The organism is Nesterenkonia sandarakina (assembly GCF_014138825.1).
GTDB lineage: Bacteria > Actinomycetota > Actinomycetes > Actinomycetales > Micrococcaceae > Nesterenkonia > Nesterenkonia sandarakina.
On the sequence record NZ_JACJIH010000001.1, the window covers coordinates 719,341 to 745,153 of the forward strand.

The 25,813-nt window shown below is 67.2% G+C and carries 25 protein-coding genes, 1 tRNA gene and 1 pseudogene; 8 read left to right on the forward strand and 19 right to left on the reverse strand.

The annotated features are described in order from the left end of the window. The first annotated feature begins 69 nt into the window (after positions 1-69). The 3 genes from HNR24_RS03235 to HNR24_RS03245 all read left to right on the forward strand — a co-directional run bounded on the left by HNR24_RS03235 (position 70) and on the right by HNR24_RS03245 (position 5,170). Positions 70-3,108, forward strand: a complete 3,039-nt coding sequence (locus tag HNR24_RS03235) for a DEAD/DEAH box helicase (RefSeq protein ID WP_182494996.1) — start codon at positions 70-72, stop codon at positions 3,106-3,108. Next, positions 3,101-4,357, forward strand: coding sequence for an amidohydrolase family protein (locus tag HNR24_RS03240; protein WP_182494997.1), 1,257 nt, complete (start codon positions 3,101-3,103; stop codon positions 4,355-4,357). The genes HNR24_RS03235 and HNR24_RS03240 overlap by 8 nt, the downstream gene beginning before the upstream one ends. A gap of 78 nt (positions 4,358-4,435) precedes the next feature. Continuing rightward, a complete protein-coding gene (locus tag HNR24_RS03245; protein WP_182494998.1) occupies positions 4,436-5,170 on the forward strand; it encodes a polyprenol monophosphomannose synthase in 735 nt (244 codons plus the stop codon). Between the two features lie 154 nt (positions 5,171-5,324). Here the strand turns inward: HNR24_RS03245 and HNR24_RS03250 are convergent, their stop codons facing one another. From HNR24_RS03250 to HNR24_RS03270, 6 genes and pseudogenes are all read right to left on the reverse strand, one after another. After that, complete coding sequence (locus HNR24_RS03250) at positions 5,325-5,666, reverse strand: RNA polymerase-binding protein RbpA (protein ID WP_058889192.1); 342 nt, start codon at positions 5,664-5,666, stop codon at positions 5,325-5,327. 78 nt (positions 5,667-5,744) lie between these two features. Next, positions 5,745-6,998: an SPFH domain-containing protein gene (locus HNR24_RS03255; protein ID WP_182494999.1), complete on the reverse strand. Its 1,254-nt coding sequence runs from the start codon at positions 6,996-6,998 to the stop codon at positions 5,745-5,747. 39 nt (positions 6,999-7,037) lie between these two features. Next, a complete protein-coding gene (locus HNR24_RS03260; protein WP_182495000.1) occupies positions 7,038-7,553 on the reverse strand; it encodes an NfeD family protein in 516 nt (171 codons plus the stop codon). A 38-nt stretch (positions 7,554-7,591) separates the two neighbouring features. Next, positions 7,592-8,344 (reverse strand): methyltransferase domain-containing protein, encoded by a 753-nt coding sequence (locus HNR24_RS03265; protein ID WP_182495001.1) that lies wholly within the window; start codon positions 8,342-8,344, stop codon positions 7,592-7,594. Continuing rightward, a pseudogene (locus HNR24_RS14345) lies at positions 8,345-8,620 on the reverse strand (putative RNA methyltransferase); the annotation flags it as partial. Positions 8,621-8,704: 84 nt separating this feature from the next. Next, the gene (locus HNR24_RS03270; RefSeq protein WP_182495002.1) at positions 8,705-8,980 is read right to left on the reverse strand and encodes a hypothetical protein; all 276 of its coding nucleotides are present in this window, start codon (positions 8,978-8,980) and stop codon (positions 8,705-8,707) included. Positions 8,981-9,176: 196 nt separating this feature from the next. Here HNR24_RS03270 and HNR24_RS03275 point away from each other — a divergent pair, with 196 nt between their 5' ends. The 5 genes from HNR24_RS03275 (at position 9,177) to HNR24_RS03295 (ending at position 12,869) form a co-directional block, all read left to right on the forward strand. Then, positions 9,177-9,845 (forward strand): cyclodeaminase/cyclohydrolase family protein, encoded by a 669-nt coding sequence (locus HNR24_RS03275; protein ID WP_058889196.1) that lies wholly within the window; start codon positions 9,177-9,179, stop codon positions 9,843-9,845. 34 nt (positions 9,846-9,879) lie between these two features. Then, positions 9,880-10,293 carry a DUF3054 domain-containing protein gene (locus HNR24_RS03280; protein ID WP_058889197.1) on the forward strand — a complete coding sequence of 138 codons (414 nt, stop codon included), beginning with the start codon at positions 9,880-9,882 and terminating at the stop codon, positions 10,291-10,293. Positions 10,294-10,429: 136 nt separating this feature from the next. After that, positions 10,430-11,617, forward strand: a complete 1,188-nt coding sequence (locus HNR24_RS03285) for an alcohol dehydrogenase catalytic domain-containing protein (RefSeq protein WP_058889198.1) — start codon at positions 10,430-10,432, stop codon at positions 11,615-11,617. A 58-nt stretch (positions 11,618-11,675) separates the two neighbouring features. Further along, positions 11,676-12,566: an SDR family oxidoreductase gene (locus HNR24_RS03290; protein WP_182495003.1), complete on the forward strand. Its 891-nt coding sequence runs from the start codon at positions 11,676-11,678 to the stop codon at positions 12,564-12,566. 45 nt (positions 12,567-12,611) lie between these two features. Beyond that, complete coding sequence (locus tag HNR24_RS03295; protein ID WP_058889200.1) at positions 12,612-12,869, forward strand: DUF7218 family protein; 258 nt, start codon at positions 12,612-12,614, stop codon at positions 12,867-12,869. 99 nt (positions 12,870-12,968) lie between these two features. On the opposite strand, the gene HNR24_RS03300 is transcribed toward HNR24_RS03295, so the two are convergent. The 13 genes from HNR24_RS03300 to rplU form a co-directional block, all read right to left on the reverse strand. Next, positions 12,969-14,648, reverse strand: coding sequence for a catalase (locus HNR24_RS03300; RefSeq protein ID WP_058889201.1), 1,680 nt, complete (start codon positions 14,646-14,648; stop codon positions 12,969-12,971). A 153-nt stretch (positions 14,649-14,801) separates the two neighbouring features. Then, positions 14,802-16,400, reverse strand: a complete 1,599-nt coding sequence (locus HNR24_RS03305; RefSeq protein WP_058889202.1) for an NAD-dependent epimerase/dehydratase family protein — start codon at positions 16,398-16,400, stop codon at positions 14,802-14,804. Positions 16,401-16,461: 61 nt separating this feature from the next. After that, positions 16,462-17,451, reverse strand: a complete 990-nt coding sequence (locus tag HNR24_RS03310; RefSeq protein WP_058889203.1) for an aldo/keto reductase — start codon at positions 17,449-17,451, stop codon at positions 16,462-16,464. A gap of 170 nt (positions 17,452-17,621) precedes the next feature. Continuing rightward, a tRNA-Ala gene (locus tag HNR24_RS03315) sits at positions 17,622-17,694 on the reverse strand. Between the two features lie 138 nt (positions 17,695-17,832). Then, the gene (rsfS, locus tag HNR24_RS03320) at positions 17,833-18,204 is read right to left on the reverse strand and encodes a ribosome silencing factor (RefSeq protein WP_058889204.1); all 372 of its coding nucleotides are present in this window, start codon (positions 18,202-18,204) and stop codon (positions 17,833-17,835) included. 11 nt (positions 18,205-18,215) lie between these two features. Then, on the reverse strand, positions 18,216-19,652 hold the full coding sequence (locus HNR24_RS03325; RefSeq protein ID WP_182495004.1) for a hypothetical protein: 1,437 nt from the start codon (positions 19,650-19,652) through the stop codon (positions 18,216-18,218). 127 nt (positions 19,653-19,779) lie between these two features. Then, positions 19,780-20,361 carry a nicotinate-nucleotide adenylyltransferase gene (gene nadD, locus HNR24_RS03330; protein ID WP_058889206.1) on the reverse strand — a complete coding sequence of 194 codons (582 nt, stop codon included), beginning with the start codon at positions 20,359-20,361 and terminating at the stop codon, positions 19,780-19,782. Between the two features lie 74 nt (positions 20,362-20,435). Then, positions 20,436-20,621, reverse strand: a complete 186-nt coding sequence (locus HNR24_RS03335; protein ID WP_058889207.1) for a hypothetical protein — start codon at positions 20,619-20,621, stop codon at positions 20,436-20,438. 55 nt (positions 20,622-20,676) lie between these two features. After that, entirely contained in the window at positions 20,677-22,059 is a 1,383-nt protein-coding gene (locus tag HNR24_RS03340; RefSeq protein ID WP_182495005.1) for a glutamate-5-semialdehyde dehydrogenase, read from the reverse strand. A 2-nt stretch (positions 22,060-22,061) separates the two neighbouring features. Further along, entirely contained in the window at positions 22,062-23,216 is a 1,155-nt protein-coding gene (gene proB, locus HNR24_RS03345; protein WP_182495006.1) for a glutamate 5-kinase, read from the reverse strand. Further along, positions 23,213-24,883, reverse strand: a complete 1,671-nt coding sequence (gene obgE, locus HNR24_RS03350; RefSeq protein ID WP_083504942.1) for a GTPase ObgE — start codon at positions 24,881-24,883, stop codon at positions 23,213-23,215. The genes proB and obgE overlap by 4 nt, the downstream gene beginning before the upstream one ends. A 107-nt stretch (positions 24,884-24,990) precedes the next feature. Then, positions 24,991-25,245: a 50S ribosomal protein L27 gene (gene rpmA, locus HNR24_RS03355; protein WP_036475435.1), complete on the reverse strand. Its 255-nt coding sequence runs from the start codon at positions 25,243-25,245 to the stop codon at positions 24,991-24,993. A 52-nt stretch (positions 25,246-25,297) separates the two neighbouring features. Then, entirely contained in the window at positions 25,298-25,606 is a 309-nt protein-coding gene (gene rplU, locus HNR24_RS03360) for a 50S ribosomal protein L21 (RefSeq protein ID WP_058889479.1), read from the reverse strand. Positions 25,607-25,813 lie beyond the last annotated feature (207 nt).

Below are 25,813 nucleotides of genomic sequence, written 5' to 3' on the forward strand. Positions count from 1 at the left end.
GGGACAAGGCCCTGGCAGGCGCATGCGCCAGGTGAGAACCAGCAGGCGGGGATGTCATAGGCTGGCACCATGAGTTCACCGGCCGAGCGCTACGCAGAGTCACGTCGACGAGCAGCAGAGGCCAAGAGTCACCTCGGGGCCTTCCGCCGGGCCCAGGCCTTCGACCTCGACGATTTCCAGGTCCAGGCCTGTCAGCACCTGGAGGCCGGGCGCGCTGTGCTGGTCGCGGCACCCACCGGGGCAGGCAAGACGATCGTCGGCGAGTTCGCCGTGCACCTGGGACTCGCCCAGGGCACCAAGACGTTCTACACCACCCCGATCAAGGCGCTCTCGAACCAGAAGTATCAGGAGCTGGTGGAGGACCACGGGACCGAGAAGGTGGGGCTGCTCACCGGTGACACCTCGATCAACTCCGAGGCGCAGATCGTGGTGATGACCACCGAGGTGCTGCGCAACATGCTCTACCAGGACTCCGCGACGCTGCGTGATCTCGGCTACGTGGTCATGGACGAGGTCCACTACCTGGCCGACAGGTTCCGGGGCGCGGTCTGGGAAGAGGTCATCATCCACCTCCCGGAGCACGTACAGGTCGTCGCGCTCTCGGCCACGGTCTCCAACGCCGAAGAGTTCGGCGCCTGGCTGGACACCGTGCGCGGGGAGACCTCCGTGGTGGTCTCCGAACACCGTCCGGTGCCGCTGTGGCAGCACATGTTCGTCGAGAACCAGCTGCATGATCTGTTCATCTATGAAGAGGACGACGACGCGCCCACGCTGGTCAATCCTGAGCTGCAGCGCCTGGCCCATCAGAGCCAGGGGCCCAGCTCCCGGCGCAGCGGCGGCCACCGCTCACGCGGCCGAGGCAGAGGTCCCGGTGCGGGTCCTGCACGCGGCGCAGGACGCGGCCGCTCAGGCGCCGGAGTGCGGCATGAGCTCAGCAGCAGCGCCTCCTCCAGCCGGGGCGGCTCCTCGAGTCGGAGTCGAGCCGGTTCCTCTGACGTCTCCGGGGTCTCGGGCTCCTCCGCAGGGCGCCCGCGGCTGAACCGTCCCAAGATGATCCGGGCCCTGGACCGTGACGGTCTGCTTCCCTGCATCGGCTTCATCTTCTCCCGGGTGGGCTGTGAAGCGGCCGTGGAGCAGTGCCTCAATGCCGGCATCGTGCTGACCACCCGTGAAGAGGCCGCCGAGATCACCTCCCGGGTCGAGCAGATGGGCTGGGACCTCCCGGCCGAGGATCTCTCCATCCTGGGATTCGAGAGCTTCCGTGAAGCGTTGATCAACGGGGTCGCCGCGCACCACGCGGGGATGCTTCCCCCGTTCAAGGAGCTCGTGGAACAGCTCTACGCGGAGGGCCTGCTCAAGGTGGTCTTCGCCACCGAGACCCTTGCGCTGGGGATCAACATGCCGGCCCGCACCGTGGTGCTGGAGAAGCTGGACAAGTTCAACGGCGAATCCCACGTCGACGTCACCCCGGGGGAGTACACCCAGCTCACCGGTCGCGCTGGCCGGCGCGGAATCGACGTGGAGGGCCACGCCGTCGTCGTCTGGCAGCCCGGCATGGATCCGCGTCAGGTGGCGGGGCTGGCGTCGAAGCGGACCTACCCGCTGAATTCCAGCTTCAAGCCTTCCTACAACATGGCGGTGAACCTCACGGCGCAGTTCGGTCGGCGCCGGGCGCGCACCATCCTGGAATCCTCCTTCGCGCAGTTCCAGGCTGACCGTTCGGTGGTCGGGGTCGCCCGGGACGTGGCGAAGCGTGAGTCCTCCATGGCTGGATACGAGGAGGCGATGGCGTGTCACCTCGGAGACTTCCGGGAGTACGCCGCGCTGCGTCGGCGTCTGAACGAGGCGGAGAAGGACCAGGCCAAGGCGCGGCACCGGCAGCGACGCCGCGAGATCATCCGGGTCCTGGCCGCGCTGCAGCCTGGTGACGTCGTCGAAGTCGGCGGCATGCGCGGCTTCGGGGACTCTCTGGTGGTGCACAGCGCCCCTGAGCACGATCCTCGCCCCGGGGTGATCACCGCCGACGGCAAGTTCCGCAACATCACCGCCGAGGACTTCGCCCAGCCCCCGGAGGTGATCGCCAGCATCCGACTCCCGCGCAAGCCGCAGGTGAAGGTGCCCAAGGTCCGCAGGGACCTGGCCTCCTCGATGCGGGCCGCCCTGCACGAGCGGGTGCCGCCGCGACCGAACGCGCCCGCCCCGGGATTCGGGTTCCGCGCAGAGGACTCCGAATCCGAGTCGCTGGAACAGCTGCAGAACGCCTTGCAGCGCCACCCCTGTCACGGCTGCAGCGAACGTGAGGACCACGCCCGCTGGGCCGAGCGGGCCTGGAAGCTGCAGCGCGAGATCGATCAGCTGAAGCTGAAGATCGACCGCCGCACCGGCTCCATCGCGAAGACCTTCGACCGGGTCTGCGGGGTCCTGCACGAGCTCGGCCATATGGAGGCCGTGGACCCGGAACTGATGCCCCACGTCCCGCCGGAGGACTCCGCCGCGGTGACCGCTCCGGACCCCGCGCTGCAACGCCCTGGATTCACCGCCGAGCAGTGGTTCGCCACCGAGTTCGCCGTGACGGACCGCGGGCAGCAGCTGCGCCGGATCTACGGGGAGCGAGACTTGTTCACCGGTCTGTTGATGGAACGCGGGGTGCTCTCCGGGCTCACCGCGCAGGAGCTGGCAGCGTTCGTCACCGTGCTGGTCTATCAGGCCAAACGTGAGGACGAAGGCGCCATGCCGGTGATGCCGACCAAGCGTCTGGGCCAGGCCGCGCAGACCGGGATTGAGGTTCATGCTGAACTTGAAGCCCTGGAGAAGCGGCATCACCTGGAGCCCACGGCTGCTCCGGAGATGGGTCTGGTGCTGCCCATGTATGCCTGGGCCGGAGGCAAGAGCCTGCGCAGCTCCTTGGACGACTCACCCCTGGCGGCAGGTGACTTCGTGCGCTGGACCAAACAGTGCATCGACACCTTGGACCAGATGAGCAAGATTCCACACACCCCGGCGAAGCTCTCGGCGCGCTGTGCCGAGGCCGTGCAGCTGATCGGCAGGGGAGTGGTGGCATACTCCTCGGTGGCCTATCAGAACCTGGAGGAACCAACTGATGACTAGCACCAGTGCCGCCCACCCGCCGCGGCTGCTGACCAACGGCACGATCCATTCCCCCTCCGAGCCCTACGCAGACGCGATGCTGGTCGAGGACGGGCTGATCGCCTGGGTAGGTTCCGATGAGACCGCCGCAGAGCGCAGGGACCCCGACCTGGTCATCCACGATCTGGACCGCGCCCTGGTCACCCCGGCCTTCGTCGGCTGGGTCGAGCTCACAGCTCCTGAAGCCGCGGATCCCGCTGCACCTGGTTCCGCCGAACACACGCCCTGGTCGGAGCGGATCACCGCCGCCCTCGACGAGGCGGCAGCGCAGGGCTGCGGCGCCGTCCGGCTCAGCGTCGAGTTCTCCAGCTCTGCGCTGAGCGACGCCGAAGCGGCCCAGGAATCGCTGAACGCCGCTTTCCGCGCAGCCGCCGAGCATGGGGTGCGCGCCTACCCGGTGCTCGCGCTGACCGGCCTGGATGAGCTGAGCGTGGCAGACCGGCTCGATGCAGTGCGGGCCTCGAGCGAGCTGCTGCGGACCGTGGACGCGATCCTCGACCGCCCAGCTGCGCTGGAGCTGCCCGCCGGGGAGATCCTGGAGCAGCTGCTGGGCATCCGGCTCGCGGCCGCTCAGGCCCAGCGTCAGCTGATTCTGCGGGTGGATCAGGACACCACCGCCTCCACCGTGGTGACCGCGCTGGTGGACACCACCGCCGAGATGCGCTCCAAGCGACAGAGTCCGCCAGGGGGGCTGCCCACCGTGCTGCATGGCTTTGACTCGGCGTCGCGGGAGGACTGGGAGTCGCTGCTGAACACCGGAGCTCAGGTGGTGCTGCGCGGAGCAGGACACCTGGCTACGGCGCTGAGCGTCGGTGTGCCGGTCAGCGCCGTCGCCGAGGCCGGGCAGAGCCCCTGGTCCACCGTCAGCGCCCACGTCCACCACCCCAGCGATCCGGTCTCGGTGCGGGCAGGCTTCAACGCGCAGACGCGCGGGGCGTACCGGTCTCTGCCCGAGTCCAGCGGCACCCCTGTGACCTCCGCGCAGCTGGATCCAGGCGCACGGGCAAGCTATGCGATCTGGGAGGTGGACTCACTGGCGGTGCAGACCCCAGACTCGCGCACCGCGGCGTGGAGCACCGACGTCCGGGCGCGCACCCCGCTGCTGCCCTACCTCGACGGGCAGACCCTGCCACGGCTGATCTCCACTGTGATCGACGGGGTCGAGGTCGCCCCTTCTGACCCCCGCGCCGAGCCTGCCTCCCAGAGATGAGCTCCAGCGCGTGACCGTAGACTGTGCCCGACCCACTGCCACCATCTCCACAACCCCCAGAAGGACGCGAAGCAACTCGTGAAGATCCTGACGATCATCCCCACCTATGACGAGATCGATGCCCTTCCCGGCACCGTCTCGCGTCTGCGAGCGGCAGTGCCGGACTCAGACGTGCTCATCGTCGATGACAACAGTCCCGACGGCACCGGTGAGTTCGCCGATGAGCTCAGCGCTGAGGATCCACAGATCAATGTGCTGCACCGCACCGCCAAGAACGGGCTCGGCGGTGCCTATATCGCGGGGTTCGGCTGGGGACTCGAGCGCGGCTACGACGTGTTGGTCGAACTCGACGCCGATGGGTCGCATCAGCCCGAACAGCTGCCGAAGCTGCTTGCAAAGGTCGACGAGGCGGACCTGGTCATCGGCTCACGCTGGGTGCCCGGCGGATCGGTGGTGAACTGGCCGCTGCACCGGATCGCGATCTCGCGGGCCGGAAGCCTCTACTCCCGGACCATGCTGGGACTCAATGTCCGTGACATCACCGCCGGGTTCCGGGCCTTCCGCCGCTCGGTGCTCGAAGAGATCGACCTGAGCAGCATCGAATCAGTGGGCTACGGCTTCCAGGTGGACATGACATTCCGGGTGGCCGGGATGGGCAAGACCATCGCAGAGGTGCCGATCACCTTCGTGGAGCGCACCCAGGGGGTCTCCAAGATGAGCTCGAACATCGTGGTCGAGGCCATGGTCAACGTCACCCGCTGGGGACTGAGTGCACGAGCCCGCACCTTGGCCCAGAAGCTGCGCCAGCGCTGAGCCTGCGCACGGCCCATCCGAGCACGGGGATGAGCCTAGCCCGCGCGTGCCCACCGAGAATACGAGAACGGCGTCCCTCCCACGTTGGGGAGAGACGCCGTCCTTCTGTGGTCAGCAGGATCTGCTGCTGAACCGGCTGGTTCGCTGAGTCGAGTCAGGCGGCTTCGCCGCGACGCTCCTTGAGCAGCTTGAGCCGATCCTGCAGGATCACTTCGAGATCCTCCGTGGAACGACGCTCCAGCAGCATGTCCCAGTGCGTCCTGACCGGCTTCTCCGGCTCCGCCTCGGGCCGGTCGACGTCGACGCGCAGACCTTCCTTGCCGGTGGGGGAGACCCAGGTGGCGGGGACGTCGGCCTCGGCGGAGAACATCACCCGCATCCGCTCGCCGTCCTCAGTGAGGTACTCGATCTCCTGACGGGGCGCAGGCTCAACGCCCTGTTCCGTTTCCATGGACTGCGCACCAAGGCGCATTCCGCGCAGACTGCGATCGCTCATCGATTATCCTCCAGTGTGATGGGCAGAGTCATTCTCGATGTACAACTCTAAAGCACCGCCGAGATATTCCCACCTTGCTCAGCGCTGCGGATCCTCCATCGGCTCCGGCTGCTGTTGGAAGACCGGCTGCTCGGTGAGCTCGGCCTCCTGCGTGGGAGCAACTGCAGCGTCCTGCGCGGGAGCGTCGGTGCGTGACTCGGCGACCTGTGCATTACCGACCCGCGCCTTGCGGGCCTCCTGCTCGATCTCCTGGCGACTGGTGTAGTGCGGGTTCTCGTCGGTCACCGAGGTGCTGCGCGCAGACTCGGCCATATCCGCGATGGCAGAGGAGATGGACGGCTTGCCCTGATTCTGCTCGGACTCCTGGGCCTTCTCCAGTCGACGCTGCTTCAGCCGCTCCGATCGGGCTGCCCGTTCGGACTCGCGATCTTCCAGGCTGATTCCGGATGCGGCAGCGGACTCCGGCCCTCCGAAGGCCCCTGCGAGGTTCTTCAGCGCATCGCCGAACTCGCCCGGGATCATCCACATGGTGTTGGACTCGGACTTCGCGATCTCGGGAAGGATCTGCAGGTACTGGTAAGAGAGCAGCTCCGGGCCGGGCTCGGAGTCGTGGACCGCGTTGAACACGGTCTCGATGGCCTGTGCCTCGGCGTTGGCGCCCAGGATCCTGGCCTGCGCATCACCCTCGGCGGCGAGGATGGAGGCCTGACGCTCACCTTCGGCGGTGAGGATCGCGGCCTGCTTGGTGCCCTCGGCGGTGAGGATCGCGGCGCGACGCTCCCGCTCGGCGCGCATCTGCTTCTCCATGGAGTCCTGGATGGAGTGCGGCGGCTCGATGGCCTTGAGCTCGACTCGGGCGACCCGGATGCCCCAGCGCCCTGTGACCTTGTCCAGCTCCCCGCGGAGCTGTCCGTTGATCCGATCACGCGAGGTCAGAGCCTCTTCCAGGTTCAGCCCGCCGACCACGTTACGCAGCGTCGTGGTGGTCAGCTGCTCCACCGCGATGATGTAGTTCTGGATCTCGTAGGTGGCGGCCTTGGGATCGGTGATCTGGAAGTAGACCACGGTGTCGATGGAGACCACCAGGTTGTCCTCGGTGATCACCGGCTGGGGCGGGAAGGAGACGACCTGTTCGCGCATGTCCAGCATCGGCAGCAGCCGGTCGATGAAGGGGACCAACAGCGTGAGTCCCGGGCCCTGGGTGCGCTGGTACTTGCCCAGGCGCTCGATCAGTCCGGCGCGGGCCTGCGGCACGATCCGTACGCTGCGCGCGATGATGATCACCACCAGGGCTACCAGGACCAGGAGGACTACAAGTGCAGTGACTTCCATGACGTTCCGTTCTCTATCAGTGGCGCGCCTGAAGGTCTCTCAGGCGCCTTCCGGTCGGGGAGTGTTGGGCCCAAAGGTGTCGGGTCCCGGCTCATCCCAGTTGATCTCGCGGCTGGGCCGCAGGTAGACGATGGCGCCTTCCACAGACTCGACGACGGCGTCCATTCCGGGCTCGATCCGCAGGCCTCCGGTGGTGCGCGCGGTCCAGGTGTCGCCGTCGACCTCGGCCAGGCCGGCGTCGCCGGTGATGGCCTCCAGGGCATGGGCTTCCATGCCGGTCATCCGGTCGATGTTGGTGAGCTGGTTCGCCGGGCCCTTCTTCAGGTGCTTGAGTGCGATCGGCCTGACGGCACCGAGCATCAGCAGCGCCGTGGCGCAGCCCACGAGCACCTGCAGCCAGGGCTCGCCACCGGCGAGGGCCACGGTGGTGGCTGCTCCGGCGCCGACGGCGAGCATCAGGAAGAGCAGATCGAGGGTGATGGCTTCGAGGACCAGCAGTCCCAGCGCCAGCGCCAGCCAGGGCGCCCAGAGGTTATCGCCGAACCATTCGATCATCTCAGCTCCTCGTCAGCCCATACACGCGTGACTTCAGACTATCTGCGCCACAGGCTCACGTCGAGGTCGATGGTGACATGTGACACGCCAGCATCGGCAAGCTCCTTGCGCAGGGCACCGAGGTCGAGATGATGCCCGGCGGGTCCCATGAAGACCAGATCGGCAGCGAGACCGGCATCCACCGGGACTGTGGCCTTGACCTGGGCGTTCAGTTTCGCGGCGCCGAAGGCCGGAGCCATCTGCTCGGCGAGCTGGCGCAGCTTCTCGCCCTGGACCTTGAGCATGCCCGCCGAGCGGAGCTGCCCGAGGTGCGTGTCACCGGGGGTCACAACCACTGCCAGTCCACCAGGGCGGAGAACTCTGGCGTACTCGGCCACATTGCGCGGGGCAAAGACGTCCAGGAGCAGGTCCACGGCATTCGAGGCCAGGGGGAGCGGCTGCCAGAGATCCCAGGCCAGCGCGAGCGTTCGCCGGTGGCGGGCCGCCCGCTTGAGTCCCGCCACAGAGAGGTCCAGCGCGATGCCTCGGGATGCGGGGGAGGAATCGAGCAGCTGGTGCAGATAGTGTCCGGTGCCGGCGCCGCAGTCCAGAAAGATCGCTGGACCAGAGGTGTCCGTGGTCCCAGCCGGGACGGCGGCATCAGTGCGGCTCCGCGCCGCGGTGTGCTGGTCCAGGATCTGGGCCAGCTCCGTGCTCAGTGCGTCGAAGACTCCGGCGTTCTGGACCCGTTCCCGGGCCATGATCATCTGCGCGGAGTCGGGCGTGAAGCGTGTCCCGCGCCCGGAGAGCAAGTTGACATAACCCTGACGTGCCGCATCGAAGCGGTGACCAGCGGGGCAGCTGAGGGCCTGTAGGGCGCGGGGTGAGGCTTCCTGCGGCTGCGGATCAGTCCGGGGTGGGTGTCCCAGGGCTTCAGATGCCCGCACCAGGTCCATCGGCGCGGCACAGGAGGGACAGATCAAGGGCCAGGGTGAGGTCACAGGTTCCAGGCTATCGCTCCGACTCGGTCGGCTCAGTGCCGTCCGGCCATTCCTGAACATCCGGCGTTCGTGTGCCACCTTCAGCATTGACCTGAGTGCCCGGATGGAGCTGCCGGCTATCAGGCGCCGCAAGAACTCGCGGCCCCCTCGGTAATGCGCCGATAATCTACATTATGTCAGGTTGCTCTTCTGGGCCTTGGTTCCCCGCTCGGACTGGCACCGGACCCGTCGCCGGTGAACGATGGCCGCTAAGGGCAGCGCTGCCAGCGAAATCAGCACCGGCCAGACTGGCCAGACTGCTTGGCCCGAGCCCGCGCGAAACACTCCAGCGATGCCCAGACTGAGCGCCACCAGCGGCAGGACAACGCCGATGATGATGATTGATCTCGTGGACATCGCCGGGACCTCAGCCCGGCCCGGCGAGAACTGGGGCGCGAGGGACGTCATGCTCCGCCGCCTCGGGCCTCGAGTCGGCAGGCGCAATCTCCACGGTTTACTCCCTGTTTGCGGAAACTATATCTATTTCACTGTTGCAGTTTAATGACTCCGCGTAAAGCCGCCTATCCCCTCCGATGTGACGGATTTCAGCCGCCGCGTCGTCCGGGGCGTTTGGTTCCTCGGATTTCTAGGACACACTGGGCCCATGTCTGAGACTGAAGAGATCACCACCCATCGTTCCACGGTCGCCAAGTGGACCCACGGGTTGTCCCAGGCCACCGGCTCCCCCGGCGGCGGGGCCGGAGCCGGGGTGATGCTGGCCATCGCCGCGTCGCTGACCTCCATGGTGGCCGGATACACCGAGCCCGATGCGCAGCGCGCGGACAGGCTCAGCGCCATCCTCGCGCAGGCGAAGGACCGTCGGGAGACCGCGCTCCAGCTGGCCGACGACGACGCGACCGCCTCCCAGGCCTTCGGTGCGGCCTTCAAGGTGGATCCGGGACCAGAGCGCGAGGAGGCGATCCGGGAGGCGGCCATCGGCGCTGCGCAGTCCTCGGCGGAGCTCGGTGACCACGCGGTATCTGCCATCGAGGATCTTGCCTGGCTGGCAGAGCACGGCAAGCGGGCGCTGATCGCCGACGTCGTCGTCGCCTTCGGTGCGCTGCGTGCCGCCGTCGCCGGTGCTCGGACCAATGCCAGCTTCGACCTGGCCACCCTGAAGTCCTCCGGCTCCACGCTGGAGCAGATCCAGGCCTCACACCCCAGGCTCTGGGCCAGCGTGCAGACCCTGACGGCCGCGATCGAGCGCATCGACGCCTGCACCGCCTCGATCGATGACCGCGCTGCCCCGACAGATCCCGCAGGCACGTCCTAGACCAGATCCCCCAGGCGCGACCTAGACTCGGCACATGCGCTCGCCCTCTCAGCAGATGACACCCCCGCATCGGGGTCAGCTCGCACTCCCCTGGCTGCTGCTGGCCCTGGACGGGCTCCTGGTGGTGGGCTTCGCGGCGCTGGGCAATCGGTCCCACGAGACCGGGATTGGGCTGGGCGATGTGCTGGGGACCGCCGCACCGTTTCTTCTGGGACTGCTGATCAGCTCGCTCGCCGTGCGGTTCTGGAGAGCACCTTCCAGGCTCTGGCCGGACGCCGTCGTGGTGATCCTGGGCACCGTGGTCCTGGGCATGGCAGGCCGGGTCCTGACCGGCGGCGGAGGCGCCGAATGCTCCTTCGTCCTTGTCGCGCTGGGCGTGCTCGGCGCGCTGCTCACCGGCCGGCGTGTGCTCACCAGGCTGATCGGCCGCCTCGGCACCGGGCGCTGAGGTCAACATTCGGCTGGTGTTCAGCTCACTCTCAGCTGCGAGCCGATAGCGTAGAGCCTGTAAGGGTGATGACGGAATTGATGCATGACATCTCTTTCGAGTACGCCTCGCAGCCGAACTTCTGAGGAGACGCGACGTGAAAGCAGTGACATGGCAGGGCCACCACAAGGTAAGTGTCGAGACGGTGCCGGATCCGACGATTCAGCAGGCCAATGACGCGATCATCGAAGTCACCTCCACCGCCATCTGCGGCTCCGACTTGCACCTCTACGAGGTGCTCGGACCGTTCATGACTCCCGGCGACATCCTGGGTCACGAGCCGATGGGACGGGTGGTCGAGGCGGGCCCCGACTCCAACCTGACCGCCGGTGACCGGGTGGTCATCCCGTTCCAGATCTCCTGCGGCAGCTGCTACATGTGCCAGCGTGGACTGCAGACCCAGTGCGAGGTCACGCAGGTTCGCGAACAGGGCATGGGAGCCGCGCTCTACGGCTTCTCCGCGATGTACGGGGCGGTTCCCGGGGGCCAGGCCGAGTACCTGCGGGTCCCCCACGCCGACTACAGCCCGATCAAGGTGGGCAATGAGCTTCCCGACCATCGCTACCTCTTCCTCTCCGATGTCATCCCCACCGCCTGGCAGGGTGTGGCCTACACCGGGCTGCAGCGCGGAGACAGCATCGCGATCATCGGGCTCGGCCCGATCGGCCAGTTCGCCGCACGCATCGCCAAGCATCAGGGCATGAAGGTCTACGCGATCGATCCTGTGGCCGAGCGCCGCGAGATGGCAGCCCGCCATGGCGTGATGGTCTTCGACACCGGCGAGGAGTCGATCAGCCAGATCCGCGAAGCCACCGGCGGGCGAGGCCCCGACGGGGTGGTGGACGCGGTAGGCATGGAGGCCCACGGCTCCCCCATCGCCAAGGCGGCTCAGATCTCGGCCCAGTTCCTGCCCGACGCCGCAGGCAAGGCCATGATGCAGACCGTCGGGGTGGACCGCCTGGCAGCCCTGTACTCCGCGATCGAACTGGTGCGCCGCGGCGGCACCATCTCACTGAGCGGTGTCTACGGCGGTGCCGCCAGCCCGCTGCCACTGATCACCATGTTCGACAAGCAGATCACGGTGAAGATGGGCCAGGCCAATGTGAAGAACTGGGTGGATCAGATCCTGCCGCTGGTCGAGGATCCCGCCGATCCCTTGGGTGTGGACGACTTCATCACGCACACCGTGGCGCTCGGCGAGGCTCCCGGTGCCTACGAGATGTTCCAGAAGAAGGAGGACGGCTGCATCAAGGTCGTCCTGGATCCCACGAAGTCAGCAGTCTGAACGACATCAGCAGGCCCGCCGACCCTGGGTCGGACCGATCACTCGAAGGGATGAAGGCATGACGACGAACCCCTACACCCAGCAGGACCCGCGCACGAAGTACCGGCACAGCGACCTCCCCGAGCAGGAACAGTCCGATCAGCCAGGACTGACCGGGGCGACCGGCCCGGATCCCGACCACGGAGAATCCAGCTGGGTCGGTCACGGCCGGCTCACTGGCCGCAGGACCCTGATCACCGACGGTGATTCCGGCATCGGCCGCGCCGTCGCCATCGCGTTCGCCCGGGAGGGCTCGGACATCGCCATCGCATACCTTCCGGACGAGGAGGAGGATGCCCAGACCACCGCTCAGCACGTGCGCGAGGCTGGACGAATCTGTGCGACCTACCCGGTGGACATCACGGAGGAGGACAGCGCCGTGGGCATCGTGCGCAGAGCCGTGGAGGACCTCGGCGGGATCGATGTGCTGATCCTCAACGCTGCCTACCAGCGGGCCCGCGACGGCATCGACGTGACGCCCACAGCAGAGGTGCGCAAGGTCTTCGAGACCAACCTGATCGCCCACATCGTGGTGACCCGGGAGACGGTGCCGCACCTGTCGCCAGGGGCCTCGATCATCGTGACCACCTCCATCCAGGCCGTGGAGCCCAAGGCCCCGCTCTTCGACTACGCGATGTCCAAGGCCGCTCAGGTGGCCTTCATCGAGTCGATGGCCGCAGAGCTCGCGGAGAAGGGGATCCGCGTCAACGGTGTGGCACCGGGACCGATCTGGACTCCCCTGATCCCGGCCACCGGATTCGACGGCGTCGCGAAGTTCGGGCAGGACACTCCCCTGGGCCGACCAGGGCAGCCGGCGGAACTCGCCGGGGCCTACGTCTACCTCGCCAGCGAAGAGGCCTCCTACGTCTCGGGCTCTGTGATCCCGGTGACCGGCGGCAAGGGCTTCTGAGCTGGACTGACGTCCCCCGACCACACCGAGGAAGGAACCACCGCCATGGCACGCTCCAGCGTGAAGGATGAAGAGCTCTACGAACGCCTCCGCGAGGAGGGCAGCTCCAAGGAGAAGTCCGCTCGGATCGCCAACGCCGCTGCCAGAGAAGGTCGCAGCAGCGAGGGCGAGAAGGGCGGGGAGGCGTCGAACTACGAGGACCGGACGGTCGCGCAGCTGCAGGAGCGCGCCAAGGAGCTCGGTCTCACCGGCTACTCCGAGATGAACAAGGATCAGCTGATCGACGCGCTGCGCAACCACTGAGGCGGCAGCTGCCGAAGAGCACTGAGACAGTGATGGCCAGGACCCCCGCGGGGGTCCCGGCCATCACTGGTTCAACCAGGGTTCAGCGGCGCTGAGGAATCAGCTGCTGTAGCTCGGGCTTCCCAGCTTGCCGGCCAGCACGTCTTCCCCGGAGGCCTGGCGGTTCTCCACGGAAGCCGTCCAGGTGCCCCACGCCTCGGGATCAATGGTGTCCCCGTTGTTGCCGAGGTTGGCCAGGCGCTGCTGCTCCTCCTCGGTGAGGTTCTGCACGGCCAGTGGCTTCAGATGCTTGACATCTTCCACGGTGAGGCCGATGTTCTTCGCGATCCGCTGACCGTAGTCGTCGTGGATCATGAAGAAGTGCCACACGATGCGCTCCTGCACGTCGCGCTCGGACTGCTCCAACATCCCGGTGAGCACGTTGATCAGCTCATCGCGTTCCCAGTCCATCATGGTGTTGTAGCGGCCACGAGCCTGCAGATAATCGTTGCGGCGATCCAGGTTCTCCCGGACCACCTTCCCGCCGACGGCGGGCGCGTTCTGCGGCTGGTGCTCAGGTGACTCGTGCAGCCCGTTGTGGATGGACGGCTCGTAGTTGACGTGCGGGTTCTGCTCGGGGTGCACATCGTTGCCGAAGGACATCAGCCCGCCGCGCTGGTGGGTGTAGACCCGGCCATCGCGACCCTTGGGCTGGTTGACCGGCAGCTGCAGGTAGTTCGGGCCCACCCGGTAGCGCTGGGCGTCCGAGTAGGAGAACGTGCGTCCCACCAGCATCTTGTCGTCGGAGAAGTCCAGGCCGTCGACGAGCACACCGGTGCCCATCGCGATCTGCTCGTTCTCGTTGTGGTGATCCCCCACGTTGCGGTTCAGCGTCATGACGCCGATCTTGCGCAGCGGGAACTGATCCTCGGGCCAGATCTTGGTGTCATCCAGCGGGTCCCAGCCGAGCTCGGGGTGGTCATGGTCTTCCATGATCTGCACGTGGACATCCCACTGCGGGAAGTCACCGCGCTCGATGGCCTCGAAGAGGTCCTTCGAGGCATGCCCGAGGTCCTGTCCCTGGACCTTGGCGGACTCTGCCTCGGTCATGGAGGCGACGCCGGCGCGGGGGTGGAAGTGGTACTTCACCAGGACGGTCTCGCCCTCGGCGTTGACCATCTTGTAGGTGTTCACACCGAAGCCCTCCATGTGGCGGTACGTCGCCGGGATGCCTCGGGGGCTGAAGAGGTGGGTGAGCATGTGCATGGACTCAGGAGTCTGACCCATGAAGTCCAGGATCCGGTTGGGCTCCTGGCGGAAGGTGATCGGATCCGGCTTCAGCGAGTGGATCACGTCGGGGAACTTGATCGCATCGCGGATGAAGAACACCGGCAGGTTGTTGCCCACGAGGTCCCAGTTGCCATCCTCGGTGTAGAACTTCACGGCGAAGCCGCGAGGGTCACGGGCCGACTCAGAGGAGTCCCGGCCGCCGATGACGGTGGAGAAGCGGATGGCGAGGTCGGTCTTCTTGCCAGCCTCCTGGAAGAGCTTGGCGCGGGTGTACTTCGACGCCGGCTCGTCGCCGATCATGCCGGTGGCCTCGAACTCGCCGTAGGCGACGAAGCCACGGGCATGGACCACGCGCTCCGGGATGCGCTCCCGGTCGAAGTGGCTGATCTTCTCGAGGAACTGGTAGTTCTCCAGCGTGGCAGGTCCGCGGTTTCCCACGGTGCGCTGGTTCTGGTTATTGGTGACAGGGTGGCCCTGTCGAGTGGTCAGGATCGGATCGGTCTGTGCCAATTCGGTCTCCTCTTCGCTGCAGCCAGGACCCGCACGTCGGATGGACGCAGGAGTGCTCTGACGTGCCCGGCTCGTGCTGAGCGGGCTTGTGGGGTGGACTCTCCGAGCTTAGCAAGATCGAGAAGTTATTACGAGTAGTTCATAACTAGGCGTTCAGCGTGTCTTCTCGAAGGTGCTGCGGTCCTTTCGGAAGGCCCGGCGGCGCGCATAGGCGTGGACGCTCTGGAGCTGTTCACGCTGGCGCTCGGCGTCCTCGATGAGATCCTGAAACACCTGCGCGTGGACTCCGAGTGCTTCGGCGTGGTCCTTCATGACCTTCCAGCCGTGGAGCTTGCCGGTCACTCCGGTGATCATCATCTCAGCCTCGACCACGAGCGTGGAGGGAGAGCGTCCGCCGGGCAGCCGGCCATTGGGCTTGAGTCGCCCGACCCGCTCCCCCAGCCAGGCAATGGTGGTGGAGCCCGGTGGCGTGGCAAAGCCCTGCCGCCGGATCAGCTCGATGAGGAACCCGCGTTCCCGCCGGACCGCTTCCGCCACCTCCGAGATCTCAGGGAAGACCGGTGTGTCCACGTAGTCCCCAGCCATGCGTCCGATTCGGTTCGTCCCGGCAGTGGCCCCGGCGAGATGGTCGGCGAGGTATTGGCGCAGCAGCAGCGCATCGACCTCGCCTCCCAGGGTGTGATCGGCCGCAGGCAGCTCCGGCCGGCCCGAGGCGTCGAGGTCCCGGGGTCGCAGCGGCACAGAGGCGGTCCCCACGCCGGACGCCATGCCCTCGAGGAGTTCCTCCAGCGCCTGCGCTCCGGAATACCGGGGCGTCCACTGCAACTCGTTCCTGGCGCGCGAGCTGTCCATCACCGGGACGTGCAGACCCATGTCCAACCAGCCTTCATCCGTGGGAAGGATCCGGGCACGGTGCGCGGCCTTGATCAGCGGACGCAGCGCCGCCCCAGGCAGGGGAAGCTTCACTCCTGGACTCGTCCCGCCGGAGACGATCTTGGCGATGGCGTCACCGTCGAGCAGATCCTCGGCACAGATGTTGAAAGCCCCCTGAGCTCCGAGGATCGCTGCCTGTGCATAGGCGGCGGCGAGGTCGTCTGCGTGCACCGCCTGGACCCGAATCCCGGCAGGCACCGGCACCACCGGGGGCCGGATGAGGTTGAGCAGCTGCACCGGTGCCAGCTCACCGGCGAAGTAGCGCTGGATCTCTGACCCCGCCTCGCGCTGAAAGACCAGCCCGGGGCGCAGCCGGGCGAGCGAGAAGCCCGGATGCTCGCGCAGGAACTCGTCCATGACCTGCTCCTGCGCCACCTTGTCTTCGCTGTAGTGGGACCCAGGAATCCCGTGGGTGGGCCACTGCTCATCGTGGGGGGTGTCGTCTCCGGCCGGAGAATAGACCCCGACCGAGGAGGCGACGACGGCTTGGCGGACACCCGCCCGGGCAGCCGCCTGAAGCACGTGCCGGGTTCCATCGACGTTGACTCGACGCAGCAGGCTGCGCTGCGTGTTCGGTTGGATCAGCCAGGCCAGGTGGATCACCGCATCCACGCCGGAGAGCGCGCGGGCAAGATCCGGGATGACTTCGCTGTACTGGATGTCGGCGCGGTGCCACCGGGTCTGTGCGTAGGGGGCTGTGTCGGTGTCCGGCAGCCGCCGCGCGATCCCCAGCACGCTGTCCACCTCGGGCCGATCGTTGAGGTGCCGCAGCACCGCTGTTCCAACATTCCCCGTGGCTCCGATGACGGCGATGCGCATGAATCCTCCTGCTCGGTGGCGCCTGGTTGGGGGTCTCAGTGCCGGGCGTGTTCCTTGATATTCACCAGCGGTCGTGGACCGAGGGCGCGATCTCATCGGCGTAGAGCTTCCGCACGGCGGATCGGAAGTCGTCTGAGAGCTGGGGAGCTCCCCCGGCCTCAGCATTGCCTCGTGCCTGGTCGGCATTCCGGGCGCCGGGGATGACCGTGCTCACGCCCGCGGACTGGATGACCCAGGCCAGCGCCGCCGTCGTCGGCTTCAGGCCCTCCTGCTCGGCCAGCTCGGAGAACTGCGCCGCCCCCTCGACGCCGGTGGCAAAGTCGACGCCGGAGAAGGTCTCTCCCACGTCGAAGGCCTCACCGGCGCGGTTGTAGCTGCGATGATCGGTGGCTTCGAAAGTGGTGTCCTTGGTGTAGCGACCGCTGAGCAGTCCGCTCGCCAGCGGCACGCGAGCGATGATGCCCACCCCGGCTTCCTGGGCCGCTGGCAGCACCTTCTCCAGCGGCTTCTGCCGGAATGCGTTGAGGATGATCTGCACCGTGGCCACATTCGGCCGGGCGATGGCGCTCAGCGCCTGCTCCACGGTCTCCACGCTGACGCCATAGTGCGCGATGGCGCCTGATTCCACCAATGCGTCCAGGCGGTCGAAAACCGCGTCTGAGGCGTAGACGTCGTCGTCGGGACAGTGCAGCTGCACCAGGTCCAGGGTGTCGACTCCGAGGTTCTTCCGGGAGCGGTCGATCCAGGCCTGGAAGTTCTCGGCGGTGGCGTGCGCCAGGCTGGGCTCCTCGGCGCGGCGGATCATCTTGGTGGCGACCAGACCCTGCCACTCCGGGTTCTTCGCAAGCCATCTCCCGATGAGCTGCTCGCTGAGGCCGTCGCCGTAGACGTCTGCGGTGTCGAAGACGGTGACGCCGTGTTCGGCGGCAGCGTCCATGACCGCGAAGGCGTCGGATTCCTCGACCCGGCCGAAGTCGCCGCCGAACTGCCAGGTGCCGAGGCCGACGGTGGACACTTCGCGGCCGGTGCGGCCGAGGACACGATGCTGCATGGGAGAACCTCCGAGGTCAGATGTGACGGTCGACTCAAGCCTAACCCTGACCACCAGGTGTGCCGGCGGAAGACGCACCTGACTTCCCCGGCGTCCACGAAGCTCACGTGGAAACACCCCGGATACAAAGAAGGCCCGGAGTCCTGGTGGACTCCGGGCCATCTGATCTGTGGAGGTAAGGGGACTCGAACCCCTGACCTTCCGCATGCCATGCGGACGCGCTACCAGCTGCGCCATACCCCCAGATCATCACCCCGACTCAGCATCTGCGCCGCGGCAACTCCCCTACTCTACTGTGAATCCGAATCGCTGTGCAAATCGAGATCCCAGTGCCGTGGAGTCACCGCGACAACTCGCTGACTTGGGGCGATGCGAGTTGCTCTACTGCTCAGCGGGCAGCTGCAGATCGACCTTGGCCACGTCGGCGTAGAGCCTGTCGAGGCCATAGACGGCGCGCTCCTCCTCGTGCTGGACGTGGACGACCATGTGACCGTAGTCCAGCAGCACCCAGGTGCCGCTGCCTCGGCCCTCACGACGCAGCGGTGAGGAGTCGTGCTGCTCTTTGAGCTGGCGCTCCACCTCATCGACGATGGCGCCGATCTGCCGTTCGGAGGGCGCCGAGCAGACCAGGAAGGCATCGGTGATGCCGAGTCGCTCTCCCACATCCAACCCGACGATGTTCGTCGCGAGTTTGTCCGCGGCAGCGGAGGCCGCGGTGCGGAGTTCAGAGAGCACAAGTTCGGTGATAGCCATGACGTCCAAGCTTAGAGGATGAATGAGAGTACGACACCGAGTGCGATGACCAGCAGCACGGCGAGAATGATCACGAGCCAGCCCATCATGGACTGACGCGCTCCCTGGCGGGTGCTGTGCTCGACCATGGCGTCGATCTCGAGGCCATGGGCGCCCCGCGCCTGGATCGGTTCGATGGAGCCGGTCGCGTAGTCACTGGGCTCCGCGGTCTCGTCGGACTCCATATGTGCCCGGAGCGCCTTGCGAGTGATCACCTCGGACTCCGGGCGCAGACGACGACGGCGCTCCTTGGCGTCGCGATCTGCTGCGACCTGTTCCTTCCGCAGCCGCTCCTGATTGGCCTGCATGGCTCTGGCCGCCAGCGCCTGCTGCTTCTTCAGCAGCTCGGGGTCCACCCGGTGCGGATCATCCGCGGCGGCGACGGCCTCGTTGATCTCCTGCAGTTCCGCAAGCTTGTCCGCGGAGAGCTCCGCGATGTTCTCGGTGACCTGCAGACCGCGGCGGGACTTCCGGGAGGCGGGGACCGGTGCCTCGTCCTGATCATCGAGATCGGTCCCAGGGAGGTCCTGGGGCCGGGGATGCGCGGGCTGCGATGCAGGGGATCCAGTCTCGACCGTGGCGGCAGCGTCGACCTCGGCGCCTTCTGCGGGACCCTCGGTGGCTTCTGCGGGGTCTTCGTCCTCGGTGGGTTCTGCCGAGAGTTCATCCTCGGCGGGGTCGGTCTCCGCACGGTCCTCCGGACCCTCGATCTCTTCGCTGCCGAAGAATTCTGCGGGCTCCGCCTGCCCATCCTCGAGGACCTCCTCTGAGGTGCCGCCCGGCCCAGACCCGGTGGCGGGCTCGGTTGCTGCGTCCTCGGACCCCTGCTCAGAGGTCTCGGCGAGCAATGCGGAGCCCGCGGGCAGGGCCGGCTTGGTGGGCACGGCAGGCTCGGAGGCGGGGGGCGAGGGAAGGCTGAAGCCCCAGGGGGCTGGTGCGCCGGGGGCGGGGCCGAAGGTGGATTCCGAGCCGGTGGTGAAGGTGGGGACCGAGCCGGACTCGGCATCGGTCTGCGCCTCGGCGTCAGCGTCAGTTTCTGAGTCGGCCTCTGAGTCTGCCTCGCCCCCGCCGTCGGCCGCAGAGTCAGGCTCGCCCTCGGGGTCAGCCACCACTTCGGAGTCAGCCTCAGTCCCCGACCCCTCCGCCGTCCCGGACTCCTCCGGCGCCGACGTCGTCGCAGAGTCCTCCGCAGCCGGGGACTCCTCGGCCGTCAGGGAATCCACCGGAGCATCGGTCTGCGCATCGGCCTGGGCGTCGGACGGCGCTTCCTGAGCCTGCGTGGGGCGCGGCTCATCGGCAATCCCGGCCTCGCGACGGCGGCGCAGCTCCTTGCGTGAGACCGGAAGATAGCGGGCGCGCAGATCTGCACCACCTGGCGCGTCGTTCGGCTCGGTGTTCTCTGCGGTCATCGTGCAGCCTCCTGAAGTCCCTGGTCAGACAGTTGCGTCTGAGGCGGAACATTGCCCTTGATCAAATTGGTCTCGACTCTGGAGCACCGGAGTCCATCGTATGCCGAGGCGTGAGCGCGCGAAGCACTCAACGCGCGGGCTCAGCTGAATCTGCCTGGTACAGCCGGTGCTTGGCGATGTACTGCACCACGCCGTCGGGCACCAGGTACCAGACCGGCTTCTCGGCCCGGACTCGTTCCCGGCAGTCGGTGGAGGAGATGGCCATCGCCGGGATCTCCATGAGTGAGATCTCATTGGTGCGCCCGAAGTCTTCGGAGATATAGCCCGGACGGGTCACCGAGACGAAGTGCGCCAGCTCCCAGAGCTCATCGACGTTCTTCCAGGACATGATCTGCGCCATGGCGTCGGCGCCGGTGATGAAGAACAGCTCCGCATCCGGATACATCCTGCGGAAGTCCCGCAGCGTGTCGATGGTGTAGGTCGCTCCCCCGCGATCGATGTCTACCCGGGAGACGGTGAAGCGGGGGTTCGCCGCGGTGGCGACCACGGTGAGCAAATAGCGGTGCTCGGCGGGTGCGACTTCGCGTCCCGCCTTCTGCCACGGCTGACCGGTGGGCACGAAGATGACCTCGTCGAGCGCAAACTCAGTGGCGACCTCGCTGGCCGCGACCAGGTGTCCGTGGTGGATCGGGTCGAAGGTGCCACCCATGATGCCCAGTCGCAGCCGACCGGATCGGCGCTCTGAGGTTGCCGCGACCTGCGGGTGACGTTGCTCCAAGAGGGTCAGTGATCGCTGTGCGGCTCGGCGGGCAGCTGGCGGCCCTTGCCGGCGAAGCTCAGGGTGATCAGCAGCAGGAACATCAGCAGTGCGAACATGATCAGCCCGAACCAGATCGCGTCGATGGGCAGTGGGCTGGCTTCATGGGCCTCAGCCCCCAGGACCGTGGCGATGACGTGCAGGTTGAGCATGCTTCTCCCTCATCTGGGACGAACGTGAATTGATCGGTCAACAGTCTACGCCGAATCAGGCGCGGACCTGGCCCTCGCCGCGCACGACCCACTTGGTGGTGGTCAGCTCGGCCATGCCCATGGGACCGCGGGCATGCATCTTCTGCGTGGAGATCCCGACCTCGGCGCCGAGACCGAACTGCCCACCGTCGGTGAAGCGGGTGGAGGCGTTGACGATCACCGCTGCGGCATCGATCTCCGCGACGAACCGGTCGGCGTTGGAGACCGAGTCGGTGACGATCGCCTCGGTGTGTCCGGTGGAGAAGCGGGTGATGTGCTCGATGGCCTCGTCGAGGGAGTCCACCACTGCCACCGCGATCTCCAGATCGTGATATTCGGTGGCGAAATCCTCCTCGGTGACCTCGGTGACCGTGCCGAACTTCACCGGATCCTCGGTGAGGCTCTCGGGCTGAGTCGCTGGCAGCCAGTCCCGCGCCCTGGCGTCCAGATGCAGGTTCACGCCGCTTCGCAGCAGTCCGCGCAGCACCTCCTGGCCGGCGTCGGCGGCCTGGGCATGGAGCAGCAGGGTCTCGGCCGCGTTGCACACGCTGGGCCGGGAGGTCTTCGCGTTGACCACGATGTTGCGCGCGGTCTCGGCGTCGGCGTCGGCATCGATGTAGATGTGCACATTGCCCTCGCCGGTCTCGATCACCGGGACTCGGGAGTTCTGCACCACATGCTGGATCAGCTCGTGGCCGCCGCGCGGGATCAGCACATCCACCGAGCCACGCTGGGTCATCAGCGCGGTCGCGCCCTCTCGTCCGAAGCCGTCGATCGACTGGACCGCGTCCACCGGCACCGCAGTGGTGCGCAGCGCGTCGCGGATGATCGCCAGCAGCATCTCGTTGGTCCTCTGCGCAGCCGAACCACCGCGCAGGATGACGGCGTTGCCGGACTTCAGTCCCAGCGCGGCGATGTCCACGGTCACGTTGGGACGGGCCTCGTAGATCACACCCATGACCCCCAGAGGAACGCTGACCTGGGTCAGGCGCAGCCCGTTGGGCAGCGTGCGACCCTGGAGCACTCGTCCCACGGGGTCATCGAGGCCGATAATCTCCTCCACGGAGGCGGCGAGGGCCTCGATGCGATCCTGGCTCAGCGCCAGTCGATCCAGCAGGGAACGGCTGAGTCCGGCTTCACGGCCCCGATCCAGGTCCTCCTGGTTCGCCTCGGTCAGCGACGCGATGGACTCGCGCAGGCCCGAGGCCACCGCGGCCAAGGTCCGGTCCTTGTGCTCTCGGTCCAGTCCACGCAGGCCCCGGGATGCGTCCCGGGCGCGCGCGGCGACCTCCCGGATGCCGGCCGCGGTCTCCGCGGAAGAATCCGCAGTGGGGTCCGGCTGGCTCTGCTCGGCGGACGCTTCGGTGGCGGTGCTTTCGGTCTGCTGATCTTCTGCCATGTTCACAGCCTAGTCTCGATGCGGACGATGTCATCTGCGTGGATCACTGCACGTTCATATTCCGGCCCCAGCTCAGTGCCCAGCTCGGCGGTGGAACGCCCGAGCATCTGCGGCAGCTCGGTGGACGAGTAGCCGACCAGTCCCCGGGCCCGCACGGCGCCGCGGCGGTCGGTGATCTCCACCGGGTCGGAGGCCTCGAAGTCACCGCTGAGCGAGAGGATCCCGGCCGGCAGGAGCGAGCGGCGGCCCTCGACGACGGCGGCCACCGCCCCGTCGTCGATGCTCAGCCGGCCCTTGGGGTGGGCGAGGTGAGCGATCCAGGCGGACCGGGCGCCGCGGCGTCGTCCTCTGGCTTCGAAGAAGGTGCCCACCTGCTCTCCGTGGAAGAGTCTGCGGGCGTTCGGGGCCGAGGTCAGCAGGGCCGGGATGCCGCTGGAGGCGACGATCTGGGCGGCTTCCACCTTGGTGACCATGCCTCCGGTGCCGACCCCGGCCTTCCCGCGGCGACCCAGGGTCACCCCGGTGAGGTCCTCCGGGCCGGAGACGTGCGCCACCGGTGCACCGCCTTGATCCGGGGGACCATCGTAGAGCGCGTCCACATCGGAGAGCAGGATCAAGGCGTCCGCGCGCAGCAGGTTCGCGGTCAGCGCGGCGAGCCTGTCATTGTCGCCGAACCGGATCTCATGGGTGGCCACCGCGTCGTTCTCGTTGACCACCGGCACGGCGCCGAGGCTGAGCAGCTTCTCCAGGGTGCGCAGCGCGTTGGTGTACTGGGTGCGCCGCATCAGGTCCTCCACGGTCAGCAGCACCTGGGAGACGGTGGTCTGGTACTGCGCGAAGGCACGGGTGTAGTGCGCCAGCAGCAGTCCCTGCCCGACGGCGGCCGCCGCCTGCTGGGTGGCAAGGTCGGCAGGCCTGGTGCCCAGCCCCAGCGGGGCCAGTCCCGCGGCGATCGCACCGGAGGAGACCAGGACCACCTCGGTGCCGCGTCCGCGCAGCACCTGGAGATCGGCGACCAGCCCGTTCAGCGCGTCCACCGAGATTCCCCCGTCAAGGGTGGTCAGCGAGGAGGACCCGATCTTCACGACCACACGGCGGGCGTCGACCAGGTCGCCCCGGGAGGCGACCATCGATTCGGTCAGCCGGGGCGTGCTCATCGCCTCTCGGCCTCCTCCTGGTCAGCGCCGAAGCCCTCGTCCTGGAGATCATCCGGGTTGCCGTGCGGGTAGAAGATCTCCACCCCGTCCTCGTCGGTGACGCTGGTCGGCGCCCCGTCGTCCTTGCGTTTGGTGGGCGCGCCGTTCTGGGTGCGGTACTCCACGTCCATCTCCGCGCGGGTCGCGGCCTTCGCGGCGCGACGATCTGCCTGCTCCTTCTTCTTCTCCGCGCGAGTGGGCCGGGAGTGATCGTCCAGGCGCAGGTCGGTGCCACGCGGGCCGCCCAGGTGTTCGGCGCCGGCAGCCATGGTGGGCTCCCAGTCGAAGACCACACCATCAGCCTCGGAGCCGATGACCACCGCATCGCCAGGCTTGGCGCCCTGCTTGAAGAGCTCATCCTCGATGCCCACCGCGACCAGCCGGTCGGCCAGGTAGCCCACGGCCTCATCGTTGCCGAAGTCGGTCTGCAGGATCCAGCGCTCGGGCTTGTCACCGCGCACGCGCCACAGCGGCTCCCCGCCCTTGGACTCCGCGGTGATGGTGAACTGCTTGCGGTTCACTGCCCGCGGCCGCACCGTGACCGGCACCGGTGCAGGTTCGATCTCGCGCTGGGCGCGCGCCTGCAGCACCAGCTCGGCCATCGCGAAGCCCAGGTCACGCAGGCCCTCGCGGTTCAGCGCGGAGACGTCGAAGACCCGATAGCCGCGAGCCGTGAGATCGGCCCGCACCATCTCTGCCATCGCCGCCCCATCAGGGAGGTCTGTCTTGTTCAGCGCGATCAGCCGGGGACGCTCGTTCAGCGGGACCGCGTTCGAGGAGGCGTCCTCGGTGCCACCGGCACCTTCGACCTTGTCCGGGGCGTAGGCGGCGAGCTCGGCCTCGATGGCATCGAGGTCGCCCAGCGGATCACGATCGGTCTCCAGAGAGGCGCAGTCGAGCACGTGTACCAGGGCGGCGCAGCGTTCCACATGGCGCAGGAACTCGTGTCCCAGACCCCGGCCCTCGGCGGCTCCGGGGATCAGCCCGGGCACATCAGCCACGGTGAACCGGGTCTCGCCGGCCTGGACCACTCCCAGGTTCGGCACCAGAGTGGTGAAGGGGTAGTCCGCGATCTTCGGCCGCGCGGCGCTCATCGCCGCGATCAGGCTCGACTTGCCCGCTGAGGGGAAGCCGACCAGGGCGATGTCCGCGACGGACTTCAGCTCCAGGACGACGTCGTTGGCCTCACCGGGAGTGCCCAGCAGCGCGAATCCGGGGGCCTTGCGCTTCTTCGAGGCGAGCGAGGCGTTGCCCAGCCCGCCCTGACCTCCTTCAGCGATCGTGAACCGGGCGCCGGGCTCGACGAGGTCGGCCAGGACGCGGCCCTCGCGATCTTTCACCACGGTCCCCTCGGGCACCGGGAGCTCCAGCACCGGGCCCCGGGTGCCGTGCCTCAGGTCACCCTGGCCCACTCCCCCGTTCTCGCCGTGGCGGTGCGGGCGGTGGTGGTACTCCAGCAGCGTGGTGGTCTGCGGGTCCACCACCAGCACCACGGAGCCGCCGTCGCCGCCGTTGCCGCCGTCCGGGCCGCCGAGGGGCTTGAACTTCTCGCGGTGCACGGAGACGCAGCCGTGGCCACCGTTACCGCCTGTGGTGTGGAGGACCACTCGGTCGACGAAATGTGCCATGGCTGGAGACTCCTTGAAGAAAATTCTGACTTAAGACAAGTCGAGGGTGGGCCCATCAAGTGGGCCCACCCTCGACTTTACGTACGAAACGTCTGTGCAGGCCTGGATCAGGCTGCTGGGACGATGTTGACGACCTTCCGGCCGCGGCGGCTGCCGAACTCGACAGCGCCTTCGGCCAGTGCGAAGAGGGTGTCATCGCCGCCGCGCCCGACGTTCACGCCGGGGTGGAACTTGGTGCCGCGCTGGCGGATCAGGATCTCGCCAGCGGAGACGTTCTGGCCGCCGAAGCGCTTCACGCCCAGGTACTGGGCGTTGGAATCGCGGCCGTTGCGAGTCGAGCTCGCACCTTTTTTATGTGCCATTGGGTCTGCCTACCTCTCAGGAAGAACGGGGAATCTACGAACCTGGAACGCCTCAGGCGATCGAGGTCACCTTGATGCGGGTGAGTTCCGAACGGTGACCCTGGCGCTTGCGGTAGCCGGTCTTGTTCTTGAACTTCTCAATGACGATCTTCTTACCGCGGATGTTCTCCAGGACCTCGGCCTCGACCGAGACCTTGGCGAGCTCATCTGCTGCGGTAGTGACCTTGTCCCCGTCCACCAGCATCACTGCCGGCAGCTTAATGGTGCTGCCTGCCGCGCCCGGAACTCGGTCAACGGTCACGAGGTCTCCAACGGAAACCTTTTCCTGGCGGCCGCCAGCGCGGACAATCGCGTACACCACTTGGGACTCACTTCTCTCGATGATCATTCGGACTAAAACCAATCGCGCAGATCGCGGGTGATCTCCCCGAGGGAGACTCTCCGCAGATCCGCGCGGAAGACATGTCGGTGCTTATCACACCAAGGGTCAACCTTACGCGAGGAGCCTGGGGACAGCAAGTTGGCCGAGCCCGCCTCCCCGGAAGGGGTGAGCGGGCTCGGCCCACCG